This window comes from Saccharothrix espanaensis DSM 44229 (assembly GCF_000328705.1).
Taxonomy (GTDB): Bacteria; Actinomycetota; Actinomycetes; order Mycobacteriales; family Pseudonocardiaceae; genus Actinosynnema; species Actinosynnema espanaense.
In genome coordinates this window covers 2,617,670-2,642,636 of sequence record NC_019673.1, presented here as the reverse complement: position 1 = coordinate 2,642,636, position 24,967 = coordinate 2,617,670, and the positions used below count along the sequence as shown (strand labels likewise).

Annotated in this window: 22 protein-coding genes and 1 pseudogene; 6 read left to right on the top strand and 17 right to left on the bottom strand. The window is 71.3% G+C overall.

The window, feature by feature from the left end; all coding sequences use genetic code 11:
- Positions 1 to 39: 39 nt before the first annotated feature.
- Together BN6_RS12155 and BN6_RS12150 are read right to left on the bottom strand one after the other, a co-directional pair.
- Complete coding sequence (locus BN6_RS12155; protein ID WP_015099927.1) at positions 40 to 1,227, bottom strand: S8 family peptidase; 1,188 nt, start codon at positions 1,225 to 1,227, stop codon at positions 40 to 42.
- Between the two features lie 74 nt (positions 1,228 to 1,301).
- On the bottom strand, positions 1,302 to 2,468 hold the full coding sequence (locus BN6_RS12150; protein ID WP_041312636.1) for a S8 family peptidase: 1,167 nt from the start codon (positions 2,466 to 2,468) through the stop codon (positions 1,302 to 1,304).
- 425 nt (positions 2,469 to 2,893) lie between these two features.
- Here BN6_RS12150 and BN6_RS12145 point away from each other — a divergent pair, with 425 nt between their 5' ends.
- Positions 2,894 to 3,772: a hypothetical protein gene (locus tag BN6_RS12145; RefSeq protein WP_231905215.1), complete on the top strand. Its 879-nt coding sequence runs from the start codon at positions 2,894 to 2,896 to the stop codon at positions 3,770 to 3,772.
- A 44-nt stretch (positions 3,773 to 3,816) separates the two neighbouring features.
- Here the strand turns inward: BN6_RS12145 and BN6_RS12140 are convergent, their stop codons facing one another.
- The 13 genes and pseudogenes from BN6_RS12140 to BN6_RS12080 all read right to left on the bottom strand — a co-directional run bounded on the left by BN6_RS12140 (position 3,817) and on the right by BN6_RS12080 (position 18,815).
- A complete protein-coding gene (locus tag BN6_RS12140) occupies positions 3,817 to 4,974 on the bottom strand; it encodes an acyl-CoA dehydrogenase family protein (protein ID WP_015099924.1) in 1,158 nt (385 codons plus the stop codon).
- A gap of 80 nt (positions 4,975 to 5,054) precedes the next feature.
- Positions 5,055 to 7,052 carry an acetyl/propionyl/methylcrotonyl-CoA carboxylase subunit alpha gene (locus tag BN6_RS12135; RefSeq protein WP_015099923.1) on the bottom strand — a complete coding sequence of 666 codons (1,998 nt, stop codon included), beginning with the start codon at positions 7,050 to 7,052 and terminating at the stop codon, positions 5,055 to 5,057.
- Positions 7,053 to 7,059: 7 nt separating this feature from the next.
- Positions 7,060 to 8,655 carry an acyl-CoA carboxylase subunit beta gene (locus tag BN6_RS12130; protein WP_015099922.1) on the bottom strand — a complete coding sequence of 532 codons (1,596 nt, stop codon included), beginning with the start codon at positions 8,653 to 8,655 and terminating at the stop codon, positions 7,060 to 7,062.
- Positions 8,652 to 9,794, bottom strand: coding sequence for an acyl-CoA dehydrogenase family protein (locus tag BN6_RS12125; RefSeq protein WP_015099921.1), 1,143 nt, complete (start codon positions 9,792 to 9,794; stop codon positions 8,652 to 8,654). Before BN6_RS12125 ends, BN6_RS12130 begins: the two co-directional genes overlap by 4 nt.
- Positions 9,791 to 11,343: pseudogene (locus BN6_RS12120) on the bottom strand (acyclic terpene utilization AtuA family protein). Before BN6_RS12120 ends, BN6_RS12125 begins: the two are co-directional and overlap by 4 nt.
- 56 nt (positions 11,344 to 11,399) lie before the next feature.
- The gene (locus BN6_RS12115; RefSeq protein WP_015099918.1) at positions 11,400 to 12,149 is read right to left on the bottom strand and encodes a TIGR03084 family metal-binding protein; all 750 of its coding nucleotides are present in this window, start codon (positions 12,147 to 12,149) and stop codon (positions 11,400 to 11,402) included.
- Complete coding sequence (locus tag BN6_RS12110; RefSeq protein WP_041312634.1) at positions 12,146 to 12,748, bottom strand: TetR/AcrR family transcriptional regulator; 603 nt, start codon at positions 12,746 to 12,748, stop codon at positions 12,146 to 12,148. The genes BN6_RS12115 and BN6_RS12110 overlap by 4 nt, the downstream gene beginning before the upstream one ends.
- A 589-nt stretch (positions 12,749 to 13,337) precedes the next feature.
- On the bottom strand, positions 13,338 to 13,739 hold the full coding sequence (locus tag BN6_RS12105) for a hypothetical protein (RefSeq protein WP_041316572.1): 402 nt from the start codon (positions 13,737 to 13,739) through the stop codon (positions 13,338 to 13,340).
- A gap of 872 nt (positions 13,740 to 14,611) precedes the next feature.
- Entirely contained in the window at positions 14,612 to 15,313 is a 702-nt protein-coding gene (locus tag BN6_RS12100; protein ID WP_015099915.1) for a TetR/AcrR family transcriptional regulator, read from the bottom strand.
- The gene (locus tag BN6_RS12095) at positions 15,291 to 15,665 is read right to left on the bottom strand and encodes a thiol-disulfide oxidoreductase DCC family protein (protein WP_015099914.1); all 375 of its coding nucleotides are present in this window, start codon (positions 15,663 to 15,665) and stop codon (positions 15,291 to 15,293) included. The genes BN6_RS12100 and BN6_RS12095 overlap by 23 nt, the downstream gene beginning before the upstream one ends.
- Positions 15,662 to 16,060 carry a hypothetical protein gene (locus tag BN6_RS12090; RefSeq protein WP_015099913.1) on the bottom strand — a complete coding sequence of 133 codons (399 nt, stop codon included), beginning with the start codon at positions 16,058 to 16,060 and terminating at the stop codon, positions 15,662 to 15,664. The genes BN6_RS12095 and BN6_RS12090 overlap by 4 nt, the downstream gene beginning before the upstream one ends.
- Before the next feature lie 169 nt (positions 16,061 to 16,229).
- On the bottom strand, positions 16,230 to 16,880 hold the full coding sequence (locus tag BN6_RS12085; RefSeq protein WP_041312632.1) for an NAD(P)H-binding protein: 651 nt from the start codon (positions 16,878 to 16,880) through the stop codon (positions 16,230 to 16,232).
- A 27-nt stretch (positions 16,881 to 16,907) separates the two neighbouring features.
- Positions 16,908 to 18,815, bottom strand: a complete 1,908-nt coding sequence (locus BN6_RS12080; RefSeq protein WP_148302837.1) for an intein-containing Rv2578c family radical SAM protein — start codon at positions 18,813 to 18,815, stop codon at positions 16,908 to 16,910.
- Between the two features lie 46 nt (positions 18,816 to 18,861).
- On the opposite strand from BN6_RS12080, the gene pnuC reads away from it, so the two are divergent.
- On the top strand, positions 18,862 to 19,500 hold the full coding sequence (pnuC, locus tag BN6_RS12075; RefSeq protein WP_015099910.1) for a nicotinamide riboside transporter PnuC: 639 nt from the start codon (positions 18,862 to 18,864) through the stop codon (positions 19,498 to 19,500).
- On the top strand, positions 19,497 to 20,576 hold the full coding sequence (locus BN6_RS12070; protein ID WP_015099909.1) for an AAA family ATPase: 1,080 nt from the start codon (positions 19,497 to 19,499) through the stop codon (positions 20,574 to 20,576). Before pnuC ends, BN6_RS12070 begins: the two co-directional genes overlap by 4 nt.
- An 18-nt stretch (positions 20,577 to 20,594) precedes the next feature.
- Here the strand turns inward: BN6_RS12070 and BN6_RS12065 are convergent, their stop codons facing one another.
- Positions 20,595 to 21,221 (bottom strand): nitroreductase family protein, encoded by a 627-nt coding sequence (locus BN6_RS12065; protein ID WP_085983594.1) that lies wholly within the window; start codon positions 21,219 to 21,221, stop codon positions 20,595 to 20,597.
- 324 nt (positions 21,222 to 21,545) lie between these two features.
- Here BN6_RS12065 and BN6_RS12060 point away from each other — a divergent pair, with 324 nt between their 5' ends.
- The gene (locus tag BN6_RS12060) at positions 21,546 to 22,115 is read left to right on the top strand and encodes a hypothetical protein (protein WP_148302836.1); all 570 of its coding nucleotides are present in this window, start codon (positions 21,546 to 21,548) and stop codon (positions 22,113 to 22,115) included.
- Positions 22,116 to 22,182: 67 nt separating this feature from the next.
- The gene (locus BN6_RS12055; RefSeq protein WP_015099906.1) at positions 22,183 to 23,604 is read left to right on the top strand and encodes a YibE/F family protein; all 1,422 of its coding nucleotides are present in this window, start codon (positions 22,183 to 22,185) and stop codon (positions 23,602 to 23,604) included.
- Between the two features lie 18 nt (positions 23,605 to 23,622).
- Here the strand turns inward: BN6_RS12055 and BN6_RS12050 are convergent, their stop codons facing one another.
- Positions 23,623 to 23,985: a DUF1304 domain-containing protein gene (locus BN6_RS12050; protein WP_015099905.1), complete on the bottom strand. Its 363-nt coding sequence runs from the start codon at positions 23,983 to 23,985 to the stop codon at positions 23,623 to 23,625.
- A 113-nt stretch (positions 23,986 to 24,098) separates the two neighbouring features.
- Between BN6_RS12050 and BN6_RS12045 the strand changes: the two genes are divergently transcribed.
- A complete protein-coding gene (locus BN6_RS12045; protein WP_015099903.1) occupies positions 24,099 to 24,962 on the top strand; it encodes a spermidine synthase in 864 nt (287 codons plus the stop codon).
- Positions 24,963 to 24,967: the final 5 nt, after the last annotated feature.

The window sequence follows — 24,967 nt, the reverse complement described above, 5'->3', positions numbered from 1 at the left end:
GGGATCCCGGAGACCACACCGCGTCTCCGGGATGGAACATCACCTCGTGGGCGACCAGTACAGGAGCCGCCCCCACGGCAGTGGTGTCGCCTGGTTCACAAGTTCCGCGTGCACCTGGGCCGGTGTCGCGGTCGGGTTGAACTGGAGGAACCGCACGGCCACTCCGGACACGAAGCCCGTCGACATGGACGTGCCGCTCAGCGTGTTGGTCGCGGTGTCGCTGGTGTGCCACGCCGCCGTGATCCCGATGCCCGGCGCGTACAGGTCGACGCCCGGTCCGTAGTTCGAGAAGGACGCCCTCGTGTCCGTCTGCGTGGAGGATCCCGACACCAGCGCCTCGGTCACCCGCGCCGGCGACGTGTTGACCGTGCCGCTGCCGCTGCCGCCCGCCGTCACCGACGCCGTCACCCCGGAGCGGATCATCGCCCGTACCGCGTCGTCCAGGGCGGTGGACACCCCGCCGCCGAGGCTGAAGTTCCCCACCGCCGGCTTGCGCGCGTTGCGGGTCACCCAGTCCACGCCCGCGATCACGCCCGCGATCGTCCCGCTGCCCTGGGCGTTGAGCACGCGCACCGCCCCCACGGACACGCCCTTGGCCACGCCGTAGACCCGGCCCGCGATGATGCCCGCCACGTGCGTCCCGTGGCCGTTGTCGTCCTGCGCCACGTTGTCGTTGTCCACCGCGTCCCACGCGTGGAACGCCCGGCCGCCGAACTCCTGGTGCGTGGTCCGGATCCCGGTGTCGATCACGTACACCGTGACCCGCTCGCCCGTCGACGTGTAGCTGTACTTCGTGTCCAGCGGCAGTGCACGCTGGTCGATCCGGTCCAGCCCCCAGGGCGCGTTGTTCTGGGTCGTCGGCGTCAACGCCCGCACGACCTGGTCCTGCTCCACGTACTCCACAGCCGGATCAGCGGCCAACCGCCGCGCCTGCTTCTCGCTCAACCGAGCCGAAAAACCGTTGTACGAACCACCGAACACCCGATCCACACCACTCACCCGCGACGTCACATCACCAAGCGCCGCCACGTCCTTCACCTTCACCAGGTAACTACCCGGCACCGCCGACGCCGACCCGGCGTTCCGCACAACCCCCTCAACCTCGGCCCCAGCCCCAGGAACCGCCACGACTTCAGCCCCGGAGGCGGGCCCGGCGACCACCCCCAGCAGCAGCACCGCCCCGACCAGTCCCGGTAACAGCCCTCTCGATCTCATCTGTGTGCGCATGGATGTTTCCTTTGCAGGGATGGGGAAAACCCCGGCGCGGGTTGCGCGCCGGGGTTCCCGGGTGACAGGGAGGTTCAGGCCGCGGGGGCCCAGTACAGCAGCCGGTTCGGCGAGCCCGAGCCGGGGTTGGTGACCTTGCCGGTGGTGGCCGCGTTCACGATCGCGGTCTGGGCCGCGGCCGGCGTCGCCGCCCGGTTGGCCTGGAGGTAGCGGGCCACGACGCCGACCACGTGCGGGGTCGCCATCGAGGTGCCGCTGATCGTGTTGGTCGCGGTGTCGCTGGTGTGCCAGGTGGACAGGATGTTCGAGCCGGGCGCGAACACGTCCACCAGCGACCCGTAGTTGGAGAAGCTCGACCGGGCGTCGGTGTTCGTGGTCGAGCCGACGGTGATCGCCTGCGTCACGCGCGCCGGCGAGTAGCCCGAGGCGTTGGCGTTGCTGTTGCCCGCCGCCACGCCGTAGACGACGCCCGCCGCGATGGACTTGCGCACCGCGTCGTCCAACGTGGTCGACGCGCCGCCGCCCAGGCTCATGTTGGCCGTGGCCGGCTTGACGTGGTTCTTGGTCACCCACTCGATGCCCGCGACCACACCCGCCGTCGTGCCGCTGCCGTTGTTGTCCAGCACGCGGACCGCGTGGATGGTCGCGCCCTTGGCCACGCCGTGGGTGGTGCCCGCGATGGTGCCCGCCACGTGCGTGCCGTGGCCGTTGCCGTCCTGGGCCACGTTGTCGTTGTCCACGGCGTCGAAGCCGTTCTTGGCCCGGCCGCCGAAGTCGCGGTGGCTGATCCGCACGCCGGTGTCGATGACGTAGACGTTCACGCCCGCACCGGTCGTGTTGTACGTGTACTTCTGGTCCAGCGGCAGGTTCTTCTGGTCGATCCGGTCCAGGCCCCACGGCGGGTTGGCCTGCGTCGCGTCGGCCCGGACCACCTGGTTCTGCTCGACGTAGTCGACCGCCGGGTCGGCCGCGAGGCGCTTGGCCGCGCGCTCCGACATCGTCGCCGAGAAGCCATTCAACGTCGTGGAGAAAATGCGGTCCACCTGGCCGCCGAAGCGGGCGGCGACCGAGTTCGCACTCGCCGTGGAGAAATCCTTCAGCTTGACCAGGTAGCTGTTCGGGATCGCCTCGGGCGTGCCGGCGGAGAGGATCGAGCCCTCCGCGGCCTGCGCGGGCGGGGCCACCACGGCGAGCGCGACCGCGCCGACCGCGGCCCCGACTGTCAGGTTGAGCTTGCGCATACTCGTGTCCGTTCTTCGCAGGGAACGGTCGCCGACACCCACCAGCGGCAAGGGAGCGGGGCCGCGACCGCGCGGGGTGTGCCACACATCACCCCACGTCTCGAGGCTATGCGGCGGTTCGGGTACCGGGAAGCGACCAGACGTCCCAGTGCCGGTGGGACGATCGCGCGGGCCCCACCTTCACACCGGTGCTGTTAATGAGAATTCAAACATTCCATGGCCGACCGGATTTTGCCCGCCGATTCGGTTAAATTCACGTCGGGAAACCCGATCGGCTGTACCGCGGGGAGTATTTCTCACGATAACGTCGCTCGCCTTGTCCTCGGGAGAACGGAGCGGAGATGCCTACGCCAGTCGTCGGACCGGAATCGCGGGTACGCGATCCCCGACGCATCGACGCAGGAGCGGACCCCTTCGCGGACGCATTGCGATCGGCGATCCGGGCGAAAGGGCTGAGCCTGGAACGCATCCAGCACAAGCTGCGGTCACGCGGCGTGGCGGTGAGCATCGCCGCGCTGAGCTATTGGCAGTCGGGGCGGCGCCGACCGGAACGGCCGGACTCACTGACCGCAGTCGGCCACCTCGAAGAGATCCTGGAGGTCGGCGAGGGCGGCCTGAGCACCCTGCTGGGACCGCCACGACCACGCGGGAAGGCACGACCCCGCATGCGACTGGCCGGCCCCGAGGGGTGGGCCCACGCGGGCGACTACGAGTCCGTGGCGGAACTGCTGGCGGACGTGGACACCACCACCGACCAGGACCTGACCCGACTCAGCCTGCGGGACCAGGTGGAGCTGGCGATGGACGGCAGCACCCGCCGGGTGCGGTCGCGACAGGTGCTGCGCGCCGAACGGGCGGGCGTGGACCGGGTGCTGCTGGGCTACGACACCCGGCTGCCGGGCGACCCGCTGCCGGTGATCGGCACGCTGCGGTCGTGCAGACTGGGGCGGGTCTCCGCCGACCCGCGCAACGGTCTGATGATCGCCGAACTGCTGTTCGACCGGCCGCTGCGCAGGGGAGAGCGCACCGCCGTGGAGTACGAGTTGATCCACGTCGCGCCGCACCACCCCACCTACGACAACACCCACTCGCGCCGGTTCCGGCACCCGGTTCGGGAGTACGTGCTGGAAGTCCGGTACGACTCGCGCTGCCGACCGGTCCGCTGCGAGCAGTTCACCTCCGACCTCTCCGGCGGCGAACCCGCCGAAGTGCGCGAAACCCCGGTGGACACCTGGGGCTACGCGTACGCCGTCGCCTTGGACTTCGGTCCCGGCGTGGTCGGCCTGCGCTGGCGATGGTCGTGACCTGGCGACCGTGACCCGGCGGGCGCGACCCCGGTGGTCGTGGCTCAGTAGGACCGCGGCAGCCCGAGGGTGTGCTGCGCAACGAAGTTCAGGATCATCTCGCGGCTGACCGGAGCGATCCGGGACAACCGGGACGCGGCGAGCAGGGCACCGAGTCCGTACTCGGCCGAAAGCCCGTTCCCGCCGTGCACCTGGATGGCCTGGTCCACCGCCGCCGCCACCGCCTCACCCGCCGCATACTTGGCCATGTTGGCCGCCTCACCCGCAGCCCGGTCTTCTCCAGCGTCGTAGAGAGCCGCGGCCTTCTGGGTCATCAGCCGAGCGAGCTCGACCTGGATCGCGCACTGCGCCAACGGGTGCGCGATGCCCTGGTGCGCACCGATCGGCGTGCCCCACACCGCACGGGTGCGGGCGTAGTCGGTCGCCTGGTCCAAGGCGCGGCGGGCCATCCCGGTGGCGAAGGAGGCCGCCATGATCCGTTCCGGGTTGAGCCCCGCGAACAGCTGGGCCAACCCGGCGTCCTCGGCCCCTACCAGCGCGTCCGGTGGCAGGCGGACATCGTCGAAGAAGCAGGTGAACTGCTTCTCCGGCGACACGACCTCCATCGGGATGTGCTGGTAGGTGAAGCCGGGCGCGTCGGTCGGCACGATCATCAGCGACGGCATCAGCCGCTGACCCGCCGAGTCGACGTGCCGGGCCACCACCAGCACCGCCGCCACCTCGTCCACCCCGGAGATGTAGTACTTGCCGCCCGACAGCACCCAGTCGTCGCCGTCGCGGCGGATGGCCGTGGCCAGCTTGTGGGAGTTGGACCCGGCGTCCGGCTCGGTGATCGCGAACGCCATCTTCGTGGTGCCGTCGGCGAACCCGGGCAACCACCGCCGCTTCTGCTCCGCCGTGCCGTAGCGGGCGATCACCGTGGCGCAGATGGCCGGCGAGACCACCATCAGCAGCATCGGGCACCCCGCCGCCGCCAACTCCTCGCACACCGCCGCCAGGTCACCGATGCCGCCGCCACCGCCGCCGTACTCCGCCGGCACGGCCACGCCCAGGTAGCCCAGCTCCCCGGCCGCCGCCCACAGCTCGTCGGTCTTCTCCCCCGCCCGCGCCTTGGCCACGAAGTACTCGTGCCCGTACCCGCTCGCGAAGTCCGCGACCGCCTTGCGCAGCGCCCGCCGCTCGTCACTCTCCACGAAGTCCACTCACGCCTCCAGTGCTCGCCCAACCACCCGCACCCACCCACAGGGCCCTCCGAGGCCGCCTACAGGCCCTCCAGCGCCACCTACGGGCCTTCGCCCGCACCACCCGCTCCCGCACCACCCGCCAAGCCGGCAGCAGCACCCCCATCGACCGCGCCACCGCCGGCTTCGACCACGGCCAGCACGTCCCCCGCGTCGACCTGCTCCCCCGCACTTACGCGGACTTCGGCGACCACACCGCCGACCGAGGCGAGCACCCGGTGCTCCATCTTCATTGCCTCCAGCACGAGCAGCTCCGCCCCCGCTTCGACGACCTGACCGGGCACCACGGCCACCCGCACGACCGTGCCCGGCATCGGTGCCGCGGTCGCGCCCTCGGCGATCTTGGCGACCGGCACGGGGAACCGGGGCCGCACCCGCAGCGCGACGCCGTCGGCGACCACCAGGTCCCCGTGCACGGCCACCCGCAACGCCCGCCGCACCCCGTCCCGCTCCAGGACGACTTCGCTGCGTGACGCCGATACCACGTGCACCCCGGGATCGGCCACGACCCCGCGCCGGGTGTACCGGTAGGTCACTTCCACGGTTTCACCGTTGAATTCGAACACTGTTTTCTGGGGTTGCGACGGAAGATTCCGCCACCCCAGCGGTAGGTTCGTCCGACGAATTTCCGCCAAGGCCAACGCCGCCGCCAGTGCGGCCGGTCGAACGTCCACCACCGGGGGTTCGGTGAGTCCGTGCTGCTCCAGGAACCCGGTGTGGGTGGCCCCCGCCCCGAAGGCCGGATGGCGCAACACCCGCACCAGAAGTTCCCGGTTGGTGACCAACCCGTGCACGTCCGACCGGTCCAAAGCGCCGGCCAGTTTGCGAATCGCGCCCTTGCGGGTCGGTGCCCACGCGATGACCTTGGCCAGCATGGGGTCGTAGTGCACACCGACCCTGCTGCCGTCCTCCACCCCGCTGTCGGTTCTTACGCCATCCGGCACGTGGAACCGGTGCAGCACACCGGTCGAGGGGCGCCAGTCGTGCGCCGGGTCTTCCGCATAGAGGCGGGCTTCCACAGCGTGGCCGCGCGGCTCGGGCGGGGTGGCCGGCAGCCGCTCGCCCTCGGCGATCGCGAGCTGCCAGGCCACCAGGTCGACGCCGAAGACCTCCTCGGTCACCGGGTGTTCGACCTGCAACCGGGTGTTGACCTCCAAGAAGTGGAACTCCTGGTCATCGATGAAGAGGAATTCCACGGTGCCCGCGCCGACGTACCCGATGGCCAGCGCCGCCTTCGTGGCCGCGTCGAACAACCGTTGGCGCGCTTCGGGTCCGACCGCCGGGCTGGGCGTCTCCTCGATGATCTTCTGGTGCCTGCGCTGGACGGAGCACTCCCGTTCGCCCAGAACCCACACCGTTCCGTGGGCGTCGGCGAGCACCTGCACCTCCACGTGCCGGGCGTTCTCCAGCAGGGGTTCGCAGAACACAGTGCCGTCGCCGAACGCGGCTTCGGCTTCCCGACGTGCCGCGGCCACCTGGCCCGCCAGCTCATCCGCCGAACGCACCACCCGCATCCCACGGCCGCCGCCGCCCGCAGATGCCTTGACCAGCAACGGGAAGGACTTCACCCCCTTCCCAACACCCGCCCCCTCGGCCGACCCCAGCCCCTCGCCCAACCGCAGCCCCGACTCCGGATCGAACTCCGGCAGCACCGGCACACCGGCGTCCGCCATCCGCTTCTTCGCCGCGACCTTCGACCCCATCGCCTCGATGGCGGCCGGGTCCGGCCCCACCCAGGTCAGACCGGCGGCGACCACCGCACGGGCGAAGTCCGCGTTCTCCGAGAGGAACCCGTAGCCGGGGTGCACCGCGTCCGCGCCCGCCGCCTTGGCCGCGTCGACCAGGGCGTCGATCCGCAGGTAGGTCTCGGCGGGGGTCGCGCCCGGCAGCCGGACCGCGGCGTCGGCCTCGCGCACGTGCGGCGCGTCCGCGTCCGGGTCGGAGAACACCGCGACCGTGCCGATGCCCAGTTCGCGGCAGGTGCGGGCGATCCGGCGGGCGATCTCCGCCCGGTTGGCGATCAACAGCTTCTCGATCATGGGTTCCTCACATCCGGAAGACGCCGTAGCCCTCGGCGCCCTTGATCTGTCCACTGTGGATCGCCGACAGGCACAGGCCGAGCACGGTGCGGGTGTCGCGCGGGTCGATCACGCCGTCGTCGTAGAGCCGGCCGGACAGGAACGCGGCCAGGGACTGCTGCTCGATCTGGCCCTCGACCACCTGCCGCATGGCCGCGTCGTGCTCCTCGTCGTAGTCCTGGCCCTTCGCGGCGGCGGCCTGCCGTGCCACGATCGACAGCACGCCGGCCAACTGGACCGGCCCCATGACCGCGGACTTGGCGTTGGGCCAGGTGAACAGGAAACGGGGGTCGTAGGCTCGACCGCACATGCCGTAGTTGCCCGCGCCGTAGGACGCGCCCATGACCACGGTCAGGTGCGGGACCTTGCTGTTGGACACCGCGTTGATCATCATCGCGCCGTGCTTGATGATCCCGCCCTGTTCGTACTGCGCGCCGACCATGTACCCGGTGGTGTTCTGGAGGAACAGCAGCGGGGTGTCCTTGGCGTTGGCGAGCTGGATGAACTGGGTGGCCTTCTGCGCTTCCTCGCTGAACAGGACACCGCGCGCGTTGGCCAGGATCCCGATCGGGTAGCCGTGCAGGTCGGCCCAGCCGGTGACCAGGCTCGTGCCGTAGTCGGGCTTGAACTCGTCGAACCGCGAGCCGTCCACGAGCCGGGCGAGGACTTCCCTGGGGTCGAACGGGATCCGCGGGTCGGTCGGCACCAGCCCGAGCAGCTCCTCCTCGTCGTGCAGCGGATCCTCCACGGCCTGGGCCGCCGGTCCGAGCTTGCGCCAGTTCAGCCGGGCGACGATCCGCCGGGTCAGCCGGATCGCGTCGACCTCGTCGGTGGCCACGTAGTCGGCGAGGCCCGAGGTCGACCCGTGCATCCGCGCGCCGCCCAGCGACTCGTCGTCGGACTCCTCGCCGGTCGCCATCTTCACCAGCGGCGGCCCGCCGAGGAACACCTTGGAGCGCCCGTCGACCATCACCGTGTAGTCCGACATGCCCGGCACGTACGCGCCGCCGGCCGTGGCGTTGCCGAACACCGTGCTGATGGTCGGGATTCCCGCGGCGGACAGCCGGGTCAGGTCGCGGAACGCCCGTCCGCCGGGGATGAAGATCTCGCTCTGGCTGGGCAGGTCCGCGCCGCCGGACTCGACCAGGCTGATCACCGGGAGCCGGTTCTGCATCGCGATGTCGTTGGCGCGGAACGTCTTGCGCAACGTCCACGGGTTGGACGCGCCGCCGCGCACGGTCGGGTCGTTCGCGACGATCAGGCACTCGACGCCCTCGACCACGCCGATCCCGGTCACCACGCTCGCGCCGACCGGGAATTCCGTGCCCCACGCGGCCAGCGGCGACAGCTCCAGGAACGGGCCGTCCTGGTCGACGAGCAGCTCGATCCGTTCGCGCGCCAGGAGCTTGCCGCGCTTGTGGTGCCGCTCGGTGTACTTCGGGCCGCCACCCGCCAGCGCCTTGGCCTGCTCGGCGTCCAGCTCCGCCAGCTTGCCCAGCAGCGCCTCGCGGTTCGCGCGGTACTCGGCCGTCCGGCTGTCCAGCCCGGTGCCCAACGTGGTCATGCGGTGTACCCCAATCGCTTGGCGGCCAGCTCCACCATCACCTCGGTCGCCCCGCCGCCGATGCCCAGGATGCGGGCGTCCCGGTAGTGCCGTTCCACTTCGCTGTCCCGCATGTAGCCCGCGCCGCCGTGCAGCTGGACGGCCGCGTCGACCACGAACGAGCACGTTTCCACGGCGAAGTTCTTGGCGAAGCACACCTGCGCCACGCACTCCTCGCCCGCCGCGATCCGCACCGCGACCTCACGGGTGTAGACGCGGGCGAGGTCGATCCGCTGCGCCATCTCGACCAGCTTGTGCCGCACCACTTGGCGGCTCATCAGCGGCCGACCGAACGTCTCCCGCTGCCGTGCGTAGCCGGTCGCCAGGTCCAGGCAGCGCTGCGCCGTGGCGTAGGCCTGCACGGCCAACGAGATCCGCTCGACCTGGAACTGCCGCATGATCAGCCCGAACCCGCCGTTCTCCTCGCCGACCAGGTTCGCCACCGGCACCCGTGCGTCCACAAAGGACAGCTCAGCGGTGTCCGAGCAGTGCCAGCCCATCTTCTCCAGCCGGCGGTCCACGCCGAAGCCGGGCGTGCCCTTCTCCACCACCAGCAGGCTCACGCCCTGGTGGCCGGGCCCACCGGTGCGCACCGCCGTGGTCACGAAGTCCGCGCGGGCACCGGAGGTGATGAACGTCTTGCCACCGTTGACGACGTAGTGGTCGCCTTCACGGCGGGCGGTGGTGCGCAACGCGGCCACGTCCGACCCGCCGCCGGGTTCGGTGACCGCCAACGCCCCGATCAGCTCGCCGTCCAGCGTCGGCCGCACGAACCGGTCGACCAGATCGGCGCCGCCGGCGTCCACGATGTGCGGCAACGCGATGCCGTGCGTGAGCAGCCCGGCGACCAGACCGGACGACCCGCCCGCCTGGATCAGCTCCTCGGTCGCCACCACGGTGTCCAGCAGGTCACCCGCGCCGCCGACGTGCTCCGGGAACCCGATGCCCAGCAATCCGATCGCCGCCGCCCTGCGGTGCAGCTCGTGCGGCAGCTCACCGGCCCGTTCCCAGTCCGCTAGGTGTGGAACGACTTCCCGCTCCACGAATCTGCGCACGGTCGCCCGGAGCTGGTTCCTCTCGGGCGTCTCGAACACGCTCACAGCAACTCCTCCGGGATCTCCACGTACCGCGAGCGCAGCCACTCCCCCAGCGCCTTGGCCTGCGGGTCGAACCTGGTGGACGACGCCACCCCGTCGCCCAACAGCCCGTGCAGCACGAAGTTCAGCGCCCTCAAATTCGGCAACTCGTACCGCTCAACCCCACGGACCTCTGCCACCCCACCCGCCAGTCCGGCCCCACTGACCTCGCCGGCCCTACCGACCTCGGGCAGCAGTTCTTTCAGCCGCGACACGGTCAACTCCTCGACCAGCCACGCGTACTGCGCGTCCGTGCGCACCCACACGCCCAGGTTCGCGTCGCCGCCCTTGTCCCCGGACCGAGCGCCGACGATCGTGCCGAGCGGGACCCTCATACCCCGACCACCTCTCCGCCCGGAAGAATGGCCTGGTGCGCAACGGAATCCCGTGGCACGTACGCGGGCTTGTACACCCCGAACGGTGTTCCGTCGCCGGGCGGCGCGGTGACGTGGAAACCGGGGTAGGACCCCAGCGCCAACTCGATCCCTGCCCGCGAGAACGCCTTGGCGCGCTGCGGATCCGTCGTCTTCACGGTCACGTGCAGCAGCGCCGAGGCGGCCTCTTCGGTGTCCGCGTCGACGTGTTCGGTGCGGGCCAACGTCCACGTGAGGCCGTCCGACCCGAGCGCCGATTCCAGCTGGCGGCGCACCAGGTCCGCCTTCGCCTCGATGTCGAGTCCACACAGGACGAACGTGGTCGAGTTGCGGAAGCCGCCCAGGTAGTTCAAGCACACCTTGAGCGTGTCCGGCGGCGCGCTGCCCCGGACCTCGGAGATCCGCACGCCCCGCTCGTGCGGGTCCAGCCGGATCGTGTCGAAGTGGCTCACCACGTCCGGACCGGGATAGGCGGGCGCGCCGATCTCGTAGAGCAGTTGGGCGGTGACGGTGTCGACGGTGACCGCGCCACCCGTGCCGTCGTGCTTGGTGATCACCGACGAGCCGTCGGCGTGCACCTCCGCGATCGGAAAACCCGGCCGGGACACGTCGATTTCGCTGAAGAACGAGTAGTTTCCGCCGGTGGCCTGGGTTCCGCACTCCAGCACGTGCCCGGCAACCGTCGCACCGGCCAGCGCGTCCCAGTCGTCGCGCGACCAGCCGAAGTGCGCGGCGGCCGGGCCGACCACCAGCGACGCGTCGGTGACCCGCCCGGTGACCACGACGTCCGCGCCGGACTCCAAGCACCGCGCGATCCCCCACGCGCCCAGGTAAGCGTTGGCGGTCAAGGCATCCGGGAACCGCGACCGGACGTCATCGCCCGTCACCCAGGCGACCTGGGCACCCAGGCCGAGCTTGTCGATCGCCACCGCGAGCCCGGCCGGGTTGAGGCCGCCCGCGTTGGAGACGATCTTCACGCCCTTCTCCAGGGCCAGGCCGAGGCAGTCCTCCAGCTGGCGCAGGAACGTCCGGGCGTAGCCGAGGTTCGCGTCCTTCGCCCGGTCCCGGCCGAGGATGAGCATGGTGAGCTCGGCCAGGTAGTCCCCGGTGAGCACGTCCAGCTCGCCGCCTTCGAGCATCTCCCGCACGGCGGCGAACCGGTCGCCGTAGAAGCCGGACGCGTTCCCGATCCGGATCACGACGACTCCTTCTCCCGGCCGGACCCGGGTGGGCCGGCGAACGCCTGCGCGATCGGCAGCCACGCCCGCGCCACGTCACCGACCGCCGTCACGGCCAGGTCGTCGCGGTGCCGGCGGCGCGTGGCGAGCAGGCAGAAGTCCAACGCCGGACCGGTGATCCGGTTCTCCGCGTCCTCCGGCCCCCACGCCCACACCTCGCCGCCGGGTCCGGTGAGCTGCACCCGCACCGGTTCCTGCGGCGCGGACATACCGTTGACCAGGAAGGCATAGCCGAACGCGCGCACCGCGATGTGCGCCACGTGCTTGAGCCGCGCGGTCGGCTCGCGGACCACGCCGAGCGCGTCGGCCACGTCCTGGCCGTGCGCCCAGGTCTCCATCAGCCGCGCGGTCGCCATCGACGCCGGGCTCATCGGCGGCCCGAACCACGGCACCTTGCCGCCGGCGGGCACCCCCAGCAGCGCCTCCTCCAGCGCGACCCGCGAAGCCCGCCACTCGGCGAGCGTGACCGGTTCGGCCGCGCCCACGTCCACCAGGTCCGGCGACGCGGTCTTGAGGCGTTCAGCGAACGCGTCGGGGTCGGTCGCGGCCAGCACCGCGATCCGGTCGGTCCAGCGCAGGTGGCTGATCTGGTGCGCGACGGTCCAGCCGGCGGCCGGGGTCGGCGCGGACCAGTCGTCCAGCGGAGCGACCAGGTCGTCCAGCACGGCGCTCTCCGCGCGCAGGTCGTCCAGGATCTCGTTGATCACAGCGAAGCCTCCAACATCCGCGCCCAGTGCCGGACGATCCGCTTGCGCCGCTTGCCGTCGTCGGTGAGCTGGTTGGCCAAGGCCAGCCCGCGCACCAGGTCGAGGGTGATCTGCACGGCCTCGCGGACGCCCGGTTTCGTCTCGTCGGCGTCGAGCAGCTCCACCGCGAGGCGGTGGGTTTCTCGGCCCAGCCGGACTTCCAGCGGCACGACGACGGTTTTCAGCGATTCGTCGGTGCGCGCGGCCACCCACAGTTCGAGGGCGGCGGTGAACAGGTCGCTGGCGTAGAAGTCGGCGATCAGCTCGACCACTGCGGTGATGCGCTCCCCCGGGGACGCGCCCCCGACGACCGCAGCCCGTTCCTTCAGCTGGAAAACGCTTTCCGCGCCCAGATGCTCGACGGCCGCGGCGACGAGCTCACCGCGAGTGCGGAAGTGGTGCAACTGAGCACCCCGGGACACGCCCGCGCGCTCGGCGACGACCGTGGTCGTGGTGCCCGACCAGCCGAACTCGACCAGGCACTCGACAGTCGCCTCCATGAGCTTGCGCCGCGTGCCCGCACTGCGGTCGGCCTGCCGCTGTCTGGTCTCCGTGGCCATGTACCCGAGTGTTCCGCCCAACTAACAAACAGTCAAGACTGATTGTTAGTTGTCGAGCCTCCCCTCTCATCTCGCTCCCCACCACACGCCGTGGGGCGAGTCCCCACAGGAGACCCGCCCCACCTACCTCCACCGCGCCTCGGCCTACCCCCAGTCGCCCGGGTCACCGCCCCAGTCACCCCAGTCCTCAGGGTCGGCACCCCAGTGACGCCAGTCCTCGGGGTCCGCGCCCCAGTGACCCCAGTCGCCGGGCCGAATCCCCCCGTGACCGTGGGCGTGTCCGTGCGCGATGCGATCGGCGGACGCAGCGGTGTCGCCACCACCCCCACCTTCAGCAGCACCCGGACCGGCCAGCGCCGACCCAACCGAAAAGGCACCCGCCACCAGAACCGCAGCCGCGACGAGCACCCCTCGTCGGATGATGGACATGCATTACCCCTGTTCGTCGAGGAGCCCAAACACCTCCGCCGACGCTAAGGGCGCGGACCCATCACGATCAGGCGGCAGTCACCCCCGATCAGGCATCACCGCGAGTCACACCCCCACCCGCTCCCGACTCACCAGCCGACCGCCGTCGATTGCCCGTCGATCACCAACCACCTTGAACCATCGTCTGGAACAACCACTCGCCATCCTTCTTCACCAGCAAGTCGCCGTACCGCACGACCTGCGAAAACTCGCCCACCGTGATGGTCGCGTCGGTGATCACGAACACCAGGTTCGCGTTGAGGAAGATCGGCGTGCGCACAGATTCCATCTGCACGTCGCCGTCCCCGAGCTGCGCGGCCATGTCGTTGAGGAACCGCGCACGGTCCCACGACTCAGCCGAGCCGTCGGTCACCGCGTTGACCGGGAACAACGCCATCCCCGCCATCGCCTCGACGTCCTTCGCCACCGCCAGCGCATCCCACCGCGCGAACCACCCCAGCACTCCCGAAACGTCGTCATCAGTCGGCACGAACCCAGCCCCACTACCCGGCGCAGCACTCATGTCGTACATCGTACCGTACGCCGTACGGAGTCCGCCACTCATCCGCATTCGCGCAGCTCAGCCCCACCCCGCCCCCCGCCCCACCCCGCCCCGCTCCACTCCATCACCCGCCCGAACGCCCGCCCGAACACTCCACCGAGCCACACACGCACGCCGACGAACCCCAGCGGCACGACGCGGGCAGCGCGCAGACCGGGGCACGACCACATGCCGCCACGTCGGCGGTGCGGTCGGTACCGTGCTCGGCGGGCGGGAAATGCGGCGGGTGTGGGCGCGCCGACAGGCGATCTCAGCGCATGCCGGCGGCGGGCGAGGGCGGGCGACATCGGGCGATCGCAACGGTCGGCGGCGGCTACCGGTCATAGCCGGCAGACGACGGTCAGCGACGAGCGACGGAAACGGGGCGGCATCGGCCTCGCGCGTTTTCGCGAGCGCGCACCGTTCCAGACCCTGCTCCGTCGCCCCGTCCTTCGCCCAGCGCAGGCAGGCAGCGCAGGCAGCCAGTCAGTACAGGCAGTCAGCCACCGACTCAGTGCGCCGCCTCATACCTGGGCAAGTGCCTTCGCATCGGCGGCCGGCGTGGCCATCTAGCGCCTGGGCCTGGCAGCTCTCGGGGTCCTGCTGCCCTGCTGCCCGCTGCCCTCCTGCCCGGTGCCCAGGGGCCCGTGGCCCGTGGCCCGTGGCCCGTGGCCGTGGCCTGATGCTCGCTGGCCCGTGTTGGCCGGTGGTGGCGGGCTGTGGCGCTGTCGGTGCCGGCTTCGGTGAGCGGGTCAGGGGTGCTGTGGGCTGTGAGTTTGGCGGGGTGGTTCGCGGGATTCAGTTTTTCAAACCGAGTATTGGGAACAGTGTTTTCGTACGTCTCGGCCGGATGATCACCCGTTTGAGTGGCCTGCTGGTCCGCGGGATTTGCCCAGGGTGCCTAGGCCGATGTCGCGGAACAGTTGAGCCGCCTCGCGGGTGACCGAGCGTAGGCCCGGTACTCGTGAGAGTTGTAGCAGCTTACCGATCATCGGCGTGCTGCGGCGCACCAGGACGTCCGTGTTGCGTTGGTTCTCCGACTTGTCGTGCACCCAGAAGAGGACCACGCCCATCTGGAACAGCCACAGCAGTTCCGGCAGATCCTCACGTAGTTGGGAATCCACCTTCACCCCGTCCACGAGTTTGCGGTGGATCGCTATGCCTCCGTCACGGGCGTTGCCCGACTCCGTCGAGAACGGGCTCAGGGGGCTGTCCGGGTCCGCCGCGTTCTTGAAGAACTGGCTCGCGAACGCGTGGTACGGGGACGACACCTCCAGCCACGCCGTCAGCACGCCGGTCAGCTTGGTGGTGAAGTCGCCGTCCGACGCCAGGATCTCCGCGCACGCCGCCCGGTGCGCGGTGACCATGCGATCGTAGAAGCCCTGGATCAGGTGCTCCTTGGACGGGAAGTAGTAGTAGGCGTTGCCCACCGACACCCCCGCGTCCGCCGCGATCGCCCGCATCGTCGTGCGGTCGTAGCCGTTCTCCAGGAAGAGCCTCATGGCGCTCTCCACGATCGCGGCCCTGGTCTGCTCACTTTTGGCAGGCTTGGTCACAGTCCTCGTCCTTGCTCATCGCACGCAGCCGGTCGGCCAGCTTGGTCGCCGCGCGCAGGAACCGCTGATGACCTTGCCCGGTCAGCCGGTTCGCCATCGGTCGCCACGCCCGCAGCGCCCACAAGCACACCAGCCACGCCCGGTCGCCTCGAAACACCTCCCCCCGGTCGCCGATGAGCGTGATCACGCGCATGGTCTCCGCGTGGTCCAGCTCCGGGAACCGCTGCCGCGCCTGCTCCGAGCCGGCCGGCACGAAGTCCAGGCGGACGAGCTTCGCCTGGGCCGCCAGCCACGCCGTCGCACGCCGGCAGAACGGGCAGTCCGCGTCGTACAGGACGGTCAGGGCGTTCATGCGATCTTGGTGTAACCGTCGGGGCCGACGGGCGGCAGGTCCTGGGCGCGGTGCAGGCTGCGCCGGCGCATCCGGCTGAGCACGAAGACGTTGCCCAGGTGCAGCACGCCGAGCACCACGAGCACCGTGCCGACCTTCGCCGACAAGGTCTCGAAGACGTCCTGCGCCTCCGCGATGTAGTCGCTGCTGCGCAGGTAGGTGGCCACGAAACCGAAGTTGACCAGGTAGAACCCGACCACCAGGAGGTGGTTGACGGTCCGCGCCAGCTCCTCGTTGCCGTGGAAGACGTCGACCAGGAAGATCTTGCCGTTGCGGCTGAGCGTGCGGCCCACCCAGATCGTCAGCGCGATGCTGAGCACCAGGTAGAGCACGTAGGTGAGGACCAAGCCGTTCATCGCCAACCCCTTTTTGAACGCGTTCAACTGGACGGCACGAGCGTACGCCAAATTTTTGAACACGTTCAAGAGCTGGGTTGATGTGGCTCAGGACACAGGGCGGAGGGCTGAGGGCGAAAGGCGGAGAGCGGAGGGCGGGGGCGGAGGGCGGAGGGCGTGCGCCGGGGGGTCAGAGGGCGTTGATGTCGGGGACTTCGAGGCGGCGGATGGGGGCGCCGGTTCTGGCTAGCGCGAGCATCGCGCGGCCCAGTTGCTCCGTGGTCGTCGTCCACTTCGGCAGCAGGCGGCGGATCAGGGGGTACGCGGGTGACAGGGCCGCGTAGGCCCACCCGTACCAGCGGACCTTCGTGCGCACGCCGTGCATCGGTTGGATGTAGCCGGGGCGCAACGCGTAGCCGCGCAACGGCAGCGCGATCACGTCGTCCTCCGTCCGCGCCTTCACCTTCGCCCACGCCCGGCGGGAGTCACGGTCCGTGCCCGCGCCGGAGACGTAGACGAACGTCGAGCCCGGGTTCACCTCGGCCAACACCCGCGCGGCGGCGAACGTGTAGTCGTAGGTGATCCGCCGGTAGTCCTCGGCCGACATGCCGACCGACGACACCCCCAGGCAGAAGAAGCACGCGTCGTACCCCGTGAGCTGCCCGGCGACCGGCGTGAAGTCGGTGAAATCGCCGTGCACCAGCTCACGCAGCTTCGGGTGCGACTGCCCCGTGCGCCGCCGGCCGACCGCCAGGACCTCTGTCACGTCGGGCACCCGCAAACACTCCCGCAGGACGCCCTGACCCACCATGCCCGTCGCGCCGAACACGATCACCCTCACCGGCGCAGCCTAGGTCCTTCGCCGCCACTACAGCAGGGTGAGCTGCTCCCGGTCCACGCCGCGCGGGAACGGCGCGGTCGAAGGCAGGCTGCCCTCGGGCCACACGCCGTCGTCGTCGCCGGGCACGCCGACCTCCTCCAGCCCGCGCTTCACGTCCAGCCCGTGTTCGCGCAGCAACGGCTGGATGCGGGCGGCGAGCCACCGCCGGTACTTGGCGTCGACGTACGAGCCGCGCGCGTAGAGCTTGCGGTACCCGTCCGCGAGGTCCGGCCGCTCCCGCACCAGCCACCGCGCGAACCACTCCCGCGCGCCCGGCCGCAGGTGCAGCGGCAGCACCGTCACGCCGGACGCGCCCGCCGCCGCGATCTCCCCCAGCAACGCGCCCAATTCGTCCACGCCGTCGGTCAGGCCGGGCAGCACGGGCGCGACGAACACCCCGCACGGCAGCCCGGCTTCACGCACCTTGCGCACCAGTTCCAGCCGCGCCTGCGGGCTCGGCGTGCCCGGTTCCAGCCCGGACTGCAGGTCGCGGTCCAGCAGCGGGATCGACACGCCGATGCCGACCGGCACCTGCCGGGCGGCCTCCGCCAGCAGCGGGATGTCCCGCGACAGCACGGTTCCCTTGGTCAGCACGGAGAACGGCGTGCCGGACTCGGCCAGCGCCCGGATGATGCCGGGCATCAGCGCGTACCGGCCCTCGGCCCGCTGGTACGGGTCGGTGTTCGTGCCCATGGCCACGTGCTCTCGCCGCCACGTGCGGGCTTTGAGCTGCGCGGACAGGACTTCCACCGCGTTGACCTTCACCACGACCTGGGTGTCGAAGTCGTGCCCGGCGTCGAGGTCGAGGTAGGTGTGGGTGTTGCGGGCGAAGCAGTTGTGGCTGACCAGCCCGTTGGCGACGAAGTCACCGGTGCCGGTGGTGATGTCGTACAACGTCCTGGTCACGCCCAGCGCCTCGACCGCCGCCACCGCCAGCCGCGTCTCGCGCGGGACGGCCACGCCCTCCACGCAGTTCCCGCGCGCCACCACCGGGCCGACCAGGTGCAGGAACCGCAGCCGCTCGGCCAGGCCGCCGGTGATCCGCACCCCGCGCACCTCCACGACGTGGCCGATCTTCAAGCGGGTCAGCGCGAGCACGGCGGCGTCGAACACCGCGCTGTCCGAACTGGACAGGACGAGGTCGCCGCCGCTCGCCGTGCCGCGCGCGTCGAACAGGCCGGCGAGGAAGCCCTTGGACCAGTCGTCGCCGGGCACGGTCGGCCACTCGATGAAGTCGCTCTCGCGCGGGACCGGGCCCGCGGCGTACTCCCGCGCCCGCGCCAGCACGTCCGGGTCGCCCGGCAGGCCGCCGCGCACCAGCCCCCACAGGTAGCCGCGGCGGTAGTCGTCGTTCACGGTCGGCGGCGCGGTGAAGCGGCCGGTGCCGACCAGCCGGGTGCCCTTGGCGAGGAACGGCCGCTCCTCGAAGTCGTCGCACCGGCCCGCGGTGAGGTGCCGCCAGCCGTCCTCGGCGAGGAACCGGTGGTCGCCGCTGGCCACGACCTGCGTGCCGTCCTCCAGCGTGATCCGGTAGGCGGGTTTGACCGTGCTCCAGTGCGCCCGCACGCGGGTCCGGACGTACCGGCCCTCGAACGTGCCGAAGACCTCCTCGCCCACCGACAGGTCGGCGATCGGCTTGGTGCGGCCGTCGGCCAGCAGGACGGGCGTGTCGCCGGCCAGGCAGTAGGTGCAGCCGTGCGTGCAGCCCCGGTACGGGTTGACCGTCCACCCGAACGGCAGCCGGCCGCCGGCCACCTTGTTCAGCACCGATTTGGCGCGCACCTCGTGGAACACGACGTCGGCGAACTCCGGAGTTCGTACGCTGCGGACCAGTCCCGGCAACCCCGGCAGAGCCTGCTGCCGGTCAGCCCCGTCCTTCTGCCCGTCCCATCGCATGACCACATTCGAACACGTGTTCGAATCACCGTCAAACGGAGTACCCGTGTCACCACTCGACGTCATCCTCTGGCCCTTCACCACCCCCGCGTTCACCCTCGGCGGCGTCGCCACGAGCTGGGGCGAGGTGGCGGGTTTCGTCACGGGCGCGCTGTGCGTGTGGCTGGTGGCCAGGCAGAACGCGTGGAACTGGCCGATCGGGATCCTCAACAACATCGCCTTCCTGGTGCTGTTCGCGGCGGGCGGGCTGTACGCGGACTCGGGGCTCCAGATCGTCTACATCGCACTGGCCCTGTACGGGTGGTGGGCGTGGCTGCACGGGGGCGTCGAGCGGACCCCGCTGCCGGTCAGCCGCACCGCACCGGTCCAGTGGGCGTGGTTGGCGGCGGCCGGTGTCGCCGGGACCGCGCTGATCGCGTGGGTGCTCATGACGTTCACCACCTCGACGGTGCCGTGGGCGGACGCGGTGACCACCGTGCTGTCCCTGCTCGCCACCTGGGGTCAGACGCGCAAGAAGGTCGAGTGCTGGTGGCTGTGGATCACCGCGGACGTGATCTACGTTCCGTTGTACGCCTACAAGGACCTGTGGCTCACCGCGCTGCTCTACCTGGGGTTCATCGCGTTGTGCGTGCTGGGCCTGCGGAATTGGACCCGGGCGCTGCGCGCGGACCGGGTGGCGGCATGACGGAGTTCACACACTCGTTGGTGCTGGGCAAGTTCTACCCGCCGCACGCCGGGCACCACCACCTGATCCGCACGGCGGTGGCGCGCAGCGCCCGGGTCACCGTGGCGGTGCTGGCGTCGTCGGTCGAGTCGATCCCCCTGGCGTCCCGGGTGCGGTGGCTGCGCGCCGAGCACGCCGGCACGCCGGGGCTGGTGATTCTCGGCGACGTGGACGACCACCCGATGGACTTCCACAGCGACCCGGTCTGGGAGCTGCACATGGGCGTGGCGCGGGCGGTGCTGGCGCGCCGGGCGATCCTCGACGGCGACCCGGCGTCGGCTCCGGTCGACGCGGTGTTCTCCAGCGAGCACTACGGTGACGAAATGGCGAAACGCCTTGGTGCGCGGCACGTCCTGGTCGACCGGGAGCGGGTCGCGCACCCGGTGTCGGGCACCGCCGTGCGCGCCGACCCGCGGGCGTTCTGGCCGCACCTCGCCCCGGCGACCCGGATCGGACTGGCCGCCCGGATCGTGGTGGTCGGGGCCGAGAGCACCGGCACGACGACGCTGTCGCGAGAACTCGCGGCGCACCTCGGCGCACCCTGGGTACCCGAGTACGGCCGGATCCACACCGAGCGCAAGCTGACCGCCGCGAAGGCGTTCGACCCGGCCGCCGACCTCGACGGTCTGGTGTGGACGGTCGGTGACTTCCAGGACGTCGCCGCGCGGCAGGACGCGCTGATCGACGCGGCGGCGGTCGAAGCGCCGGTCGTGGTGTGCGACAACGACCCGTGGGCGGCGGTGGTGTGGGGTCACCGGTACCTGGGCGCGCCGCGCGCGGACATCGCGCCGGACGCCGCGCGACCCGCGCTCTACCTGCTCACCGACCACGACGGGGTGCCGTTCGAGCAGGACGGGTGGCGCGACGGCGAGCACCTGCGCCCGTGGATGACCGACTTGTTCCGGGCGGGGCTGGCCGCGCGCGGCGTGCCGTGGCTGGAGGTGACCGGTTCCCCCGCCGACCGGCTGCGCCGGGCCACCGCCGCCGTGGCGGAGGCCGTGGCCCGGCACTTCGCGTTCGCCGACCCGCTGGGCTGAACGGGCCGGCGCGGCGGGTCAGACGGTGACCACGACCTGGTCCAGCGTCTTGCGGACCAGGTTGGGCACCACGCAGTCGTCGGCCGGGTAGCCGATCGGGATGACCGCGAACGCCTTTTCGTTGCGCGGCCGGTTGAGCACCTCGCCGAGGAACTTCATCGGCGACGGCGTGTGGGTGAGCGCGGCGAGACCGGCCAGGTGCAGCGCGGTGAGCAGCATGCCGACCGCGATGCCGACCGACTCGTCGACGTAGTAGTGCTTGCGGCTGCTGCCGTCGGGCTCCAGGTAGAACCGCTGCTGGAACACGACGACCAGTTCCGGCGCGTCGGTGAGGTGGGGTTTCACGTCGTCGGTGCCCAGCGGGCGCAGCGCGTCGAGCCACTCCTCGCCCAGCCGGCCGTCGTAGGAGATGCGCTCCTCGTGCTCGGCGGCGGCGCGGATGGCCTTGCGCACCTCGGGGTCCACCACGCGGACGAAGGTCCACGGCTGCTGGTGGGCACCGCTGGGCGCGGTCGAGGCGACGGCGATCGCGTCCAGCACGACCTGGGTGGGCACGGGGTCGGGGGAGAACATCCGGACGGTGCGCCGCTCGTCCATCCGCGAGCGCAGCTCGGCCGCCGTGCGCAGCGACTGCTCGACCGGCATCCGCTCGGGCCGGTAGGGCACCGGGTCGAAGTCCTGGCCGTGGTTGGGAGTCCAGTTCGTCACCCCTGGGACTGTGACACCGCGACCCGCCGGGTTGAAGACCTCGACCCGAAATTCGCACCGAAGTGTCCGGATGTCGAACGGTTCACCACGTATCCGGGGCGAGATCCACCTGTGACCCGAGAACTCGCAACCAGACCGGCCCGCCGAACATCTCTCTACCCGGAAGCGGCCAACGGGCCCTTCCACCGGGGGGAATCGGCTACCGAACGTCCATTGTGGACGTTGTTTGGGCTGCCCGATTCCGTTGTGCCACAGGGGGAAATGATGAAGTCGTTCAAGGCCGCGGTCATCGTCGGTGCGCTGGGTGTCACGCTGGCCGGCTGCACGGCGGGCACTCCGGCGGCCGAACAGCCGCCCACCGCGCCGTCCACCTCGACCAGTCCGGCCACGCAGGTGCCGCCGGCGTCGGACACCAAGGCTCCCGCACCGACCACGTCGGCCGCCGCCGCGTCGGGCGTGCTCGACCCGGGCGGGTTCGGGGCCATCAGACTCGGCATGACCGCCGAGCAGCTCGTCGCCACCGGCCTGGTGGAGGGGCCGGAGGGGCAGGAGCTGTGCGAGCTCTACCGGCTCAAGTCCGGCGAGGGCTCGCTCTGGCTGCAGAAGGACGGCACGGGGGTCGCGTCGATCGGCCTGGACCGCGCCGCGCGCACTCCCGAAGGCATCACCTTCGGGTCGACCGCGGCCGAGGTCCGTGCGGCCTACCCGACCCTGCGCGAGGGCGTGAGCTGGAGTTCCGTCGACCGCAGCGGTGACACCGGCTACGGGTTCTCCGGCGACCCGGTGACCAAGCTGCTGGTCTTCAAGCGCGACCAGGGCTGCCACAACTGAGCACGAGGAGCGCGCCCTCCCGCCGGGGGCGCGCTCCGACGCGAGGCGGGCTCGGTGATCGGGCAGGATGTGCGCCGTGCACGCCAAGGACCAGACCACCGCACACGGGCACGGCCACGGCCGGCACGCCGAACCCGCTTCCACCCCCGTTCGCAGGCTCCTGCTGGTCCTGCTGCTGCCGCTGGTGCTGGCCACCGTCGTGGGCGCGCTGGTGCTCTACCCGTTCGGCCACGACCAGGCCACCGGCACGGAGGCCGGGCTCACCCAGGTGCCGGTGCGCGGCGAGGTGACGGCCGCGACGCGCGGCGGGTGCGGGCCGGACGCCGACCAGCCCGGCGCGTCCGGCTGCGTGCTGGTGACCGTCAGGATGTCCGACGGCGACGCGGCCGGGCGCGAGGTGCGGATCCCGGTGCCGGACGTGGCGACCTCGCCGACGTTCGCGGTGGGCGACGCGGTCGTGCTGTCCTACGCCGGCGGCGATCCCGGCTCCGGCCAGTCCTACCAGCTCGCCGACTTCCAGCGCGGCGTGCCGATGCTGCTGCTGGCCGTGCTGTTCGTCGCGGCCGTGCTGCTGCTGGGCCGCTGGCAGGGGTTGGCGGCGCTGGGCGCGCTGGCGCTGAGCTTCGTGGTGCTGGTGCTGTTCGTGCTGCCGTCGATCCTGGCCGGCGAGGACCCGTTGACGGTCGCCGTCGTCGGGGCCGGGCTGATCATGTTCGTGGTGCTGTACCTGACGCACGGGGTGTCCGCGCGGACGTCCACGGCGGTGCTGGGCACGTTGGCCAGCCTCGTGCTGATCGGCGTGCTCGGCCTGGCGTTCTCGGCGTTGACCAAGCTGACCGGGCTCGACCAGGACACCGCGAACCTGGTCGCGGCGCTGGGGCACGGCATCGACACCCGCGGCCTGCTGCTCGCGGGCACCATCATCGGCGCGCTGGGCGTGCTGGACGACGTGACCGTGACCCAGACCAGCTCGGTGTGGGAGCTGCGCCGGGCGAACCCGGCGCTCGGCTTCCGCGAGCTGTACGCGGCCGGGTCGCGGATCGGCCGCGACCACCTGTCGTCGGTGGTGAACACGCTGGTCATGGCGTACGCGGGCACCGCACTCCCGCTGCTGCTGACGTTCTCGCTGTCCGGCCGGGACCTGGGCGAGATCCTCACCGCGCAGAACGTCGCGCAGGAGGTCGTGCGGACCCTGGTGGGCAGCATCGGCCTGGTCGCGGCGGTTCCGATCACGACGGCGCTGGCGGCGTTCGTGGCGATCCGCGAACCCGCTCCCGTGACCGCGCCGGCCCGCGAACCCGAACCGGAACCCGAACCGGAGGACGTCGACACCGACGACGCCGACACCGACGACGAGTACGACGACTGGGACGACCCGGGCTGGGACGAGCCGGCCGAACCGGCGTGGCGGACCCGGATGACCGGCGACCTGCGCACCGGCTACGACCCGGCCAAAGGCCCGTGGCGGCGGCCCGGCCCGAGGCCGTGAACGCCCGCTGGGACCCGGTCAGCTCGCCAGGAAGACCGCGAGCAGCGCCAGGGCCGCCGGCACCGACTGCACGAACAGGATTCGCCGGCTGACCGTGGCCGCGCCGTACAGGCCCGCCACGATCACGCAGATCAGGAAGAAGACGGCGAACGCGTACCCGGTGACATCGCCCGCCACCAGGGCGAACACCAGACCGGCGGCCAGGAAGCCGTTGTACAGGCCCTGGTTGCCGGCCAGCGTCGCGGACTCGGCGGCGAACTCCGGCGTGGTGCCGAAGGCCGCGCGCCCGCGCGGGGTGTTCCACAGGAACATCTCCAGCACCAGGATGTACAGGTGGATGGCCGCGACCAGCGCGGTGAGCACGTTCGCGACGGTCTGCACGGCGGGTACCGTACCGACGCCGCGCCCGGCCCGCCGCGGGGCACGACCGAGCGGCTGGGCGGGCCGGCCGACCGGCGGGGGCGCGGCCGGGCGCTACCGGGATAATCGACCGGGTGGGACGCACCCGGAAAGCCGACGAGACCATCACCAGGGAGGTCGACTCGGGTATCGCGGAACTCGTCCCCGACCCGGACGTGCCGCGCGCGTGGACGCTGCGCCTCAACGGCACCCCGCAGTCGCACGTCGACCTGGACGACCCGCGCCACCTGGAGTTCGAGTACCTGCGCCGGCTCGGCCACGTGGCCGACCTGATCGCGCCCGGCGACGAGCCGGTCCGCGCCCTGCACCTGGGCGGCGGGGGCCTGTCGCTGCCCCGGTACGTGGCCGCCACCCGGCCGGGGTCCACCCAGCAGGTGGTGGAGGTCGACGCGGCGCTGATCGACCTGGTCCGCGGCCTGCTGCCGCTGGAGAAGGGGTGGCGGGTGAAGATCCGCAACGGCGACGCGCGGGCGGTGCTGGAGAAGGCCCCGCCGGACACGTTCGACCTGGTGGTGACCGACGTGTTCGCGGGCGCGCGGACGCCGGCGCACCTGACGTCGGTCGAGTTCGTGGAACTGGCCGCGCGGGCGCTGCGCGGCGGCGGGGTCTACGCGGCCAACATCGGCGACGGCGGCGGGCTCGGGTTCGCCAAGGCGCAGGCCGCGACCGTGCGGGCGGTGTTCCGGCACGCGTGCGTGATGGCCGAGCCGGCGGTGTTCCGGGGCCGGCGGTTCGGCAACTTCGTGCTGCTCGGCTCGCACCTCGAACTGCCGATCGCCGACCTGGCCCGGCGCACGGCCGGCGATCCGTTCCCCGGCCGCGTGGAGCACGACGAGTCGCTGGTGCGCTTCATCGGCGGCACCCCGCCGACCACGGACGCGACCGCCACCCAGTCGCCGTCACCGCCGAAGGGCACCTGGGGCCTGCCGAACGACTGAGCCGG

Coding starts and splice junctions, on each gene's coding strand:
- BN6_RS12155 (WP_015099927.1), bottom strand. CDS start 1,227: ATGCGCACACAGATGAGATCGAGAGGGCTGTTACCGGGACTGGTCGGG.
- BN6_RS12150 (WP_041312636.1), bottom strand. CDS start 2,468: ATGCGCAAGCTCAACCTGACAGTCGGGGCCGCGGTCGGCGCGGTCGCG.
- BN6_RS12135 (WP_015099923.1), bottom strand. CDS start 7,052: ATGATCGAGAAGCTGTTGATCGCCAACCGGGCGGAGATCGCCCGCCGG.
- BN6_RS12130 (WP_015099922.1), bottom strand. CDS start 8,655: ATGACCACGTTGGGCACCGGGCTGGACAGCCGGACGGCCGAGTACCGC.
- BN6_RS12110 (WP_041312634.1), bottom strand. CDS start 12,748: ATGGCCACGGAGACCAGACAGCGGCAGGCCGACCGCAGTGCGGGCACG.
- BN6_RS12105 (WP_041316572.1), bottom strand. CDS start 13,739: ATGAGTGCTGCGCCGGGTAGTGGGGCTGGGTTCGTGCCGACTGATGAC.
- BN6_RS12095 (WP_015099914.1), bottom strand. CDS start 15,665: ATGAACGCCCTGACCGTCCTGTACGACGCGGACTGCCCGTTCTGCCGG.
- BN6_RS12090 (WP_015099913.1), bottom strand. CDS start 16,060: ATGAACGGCTTGGTCCTCACCTACGTGCTCTACCTGGTGCTCAGCATC.
- BN6_RS12080 (WP_148302837.1), bottom strand. CDS start 18,815: ATGCGATGGGACGGGCAGAAGGACGGGGCTGACCGGCAGCAGGCTCTG.
- BN6_RS12070 (WP_015099909.1), top strand. CDS start 19,497: ATGACGGAGTTCACACACTCGTTGGTGCTGGGCAAGTTCTACCCGCCG.
- BN6_RS12065 (WP_085983594.1), bottom strand. CDS start 21,221: ATGCCGGTCGAGCAGTCGCTGCGCACGGCGGCCGAGCTGCGCTCGCGG.
- BN6_RS12060 (WP_148302836.1), top strand. CDS start 21,546: ATGATGAAGTCGTTCAAGGCCGCGGTCATCGTCGGTGCGCTGGGTGTC.
- BN6_RS12055 (WP_015099906.1), top strand. CDS start 22,183: ATGTGCGCCGTGCACGCCAAGGACCAGACCACCGCACACGGGCACGGC.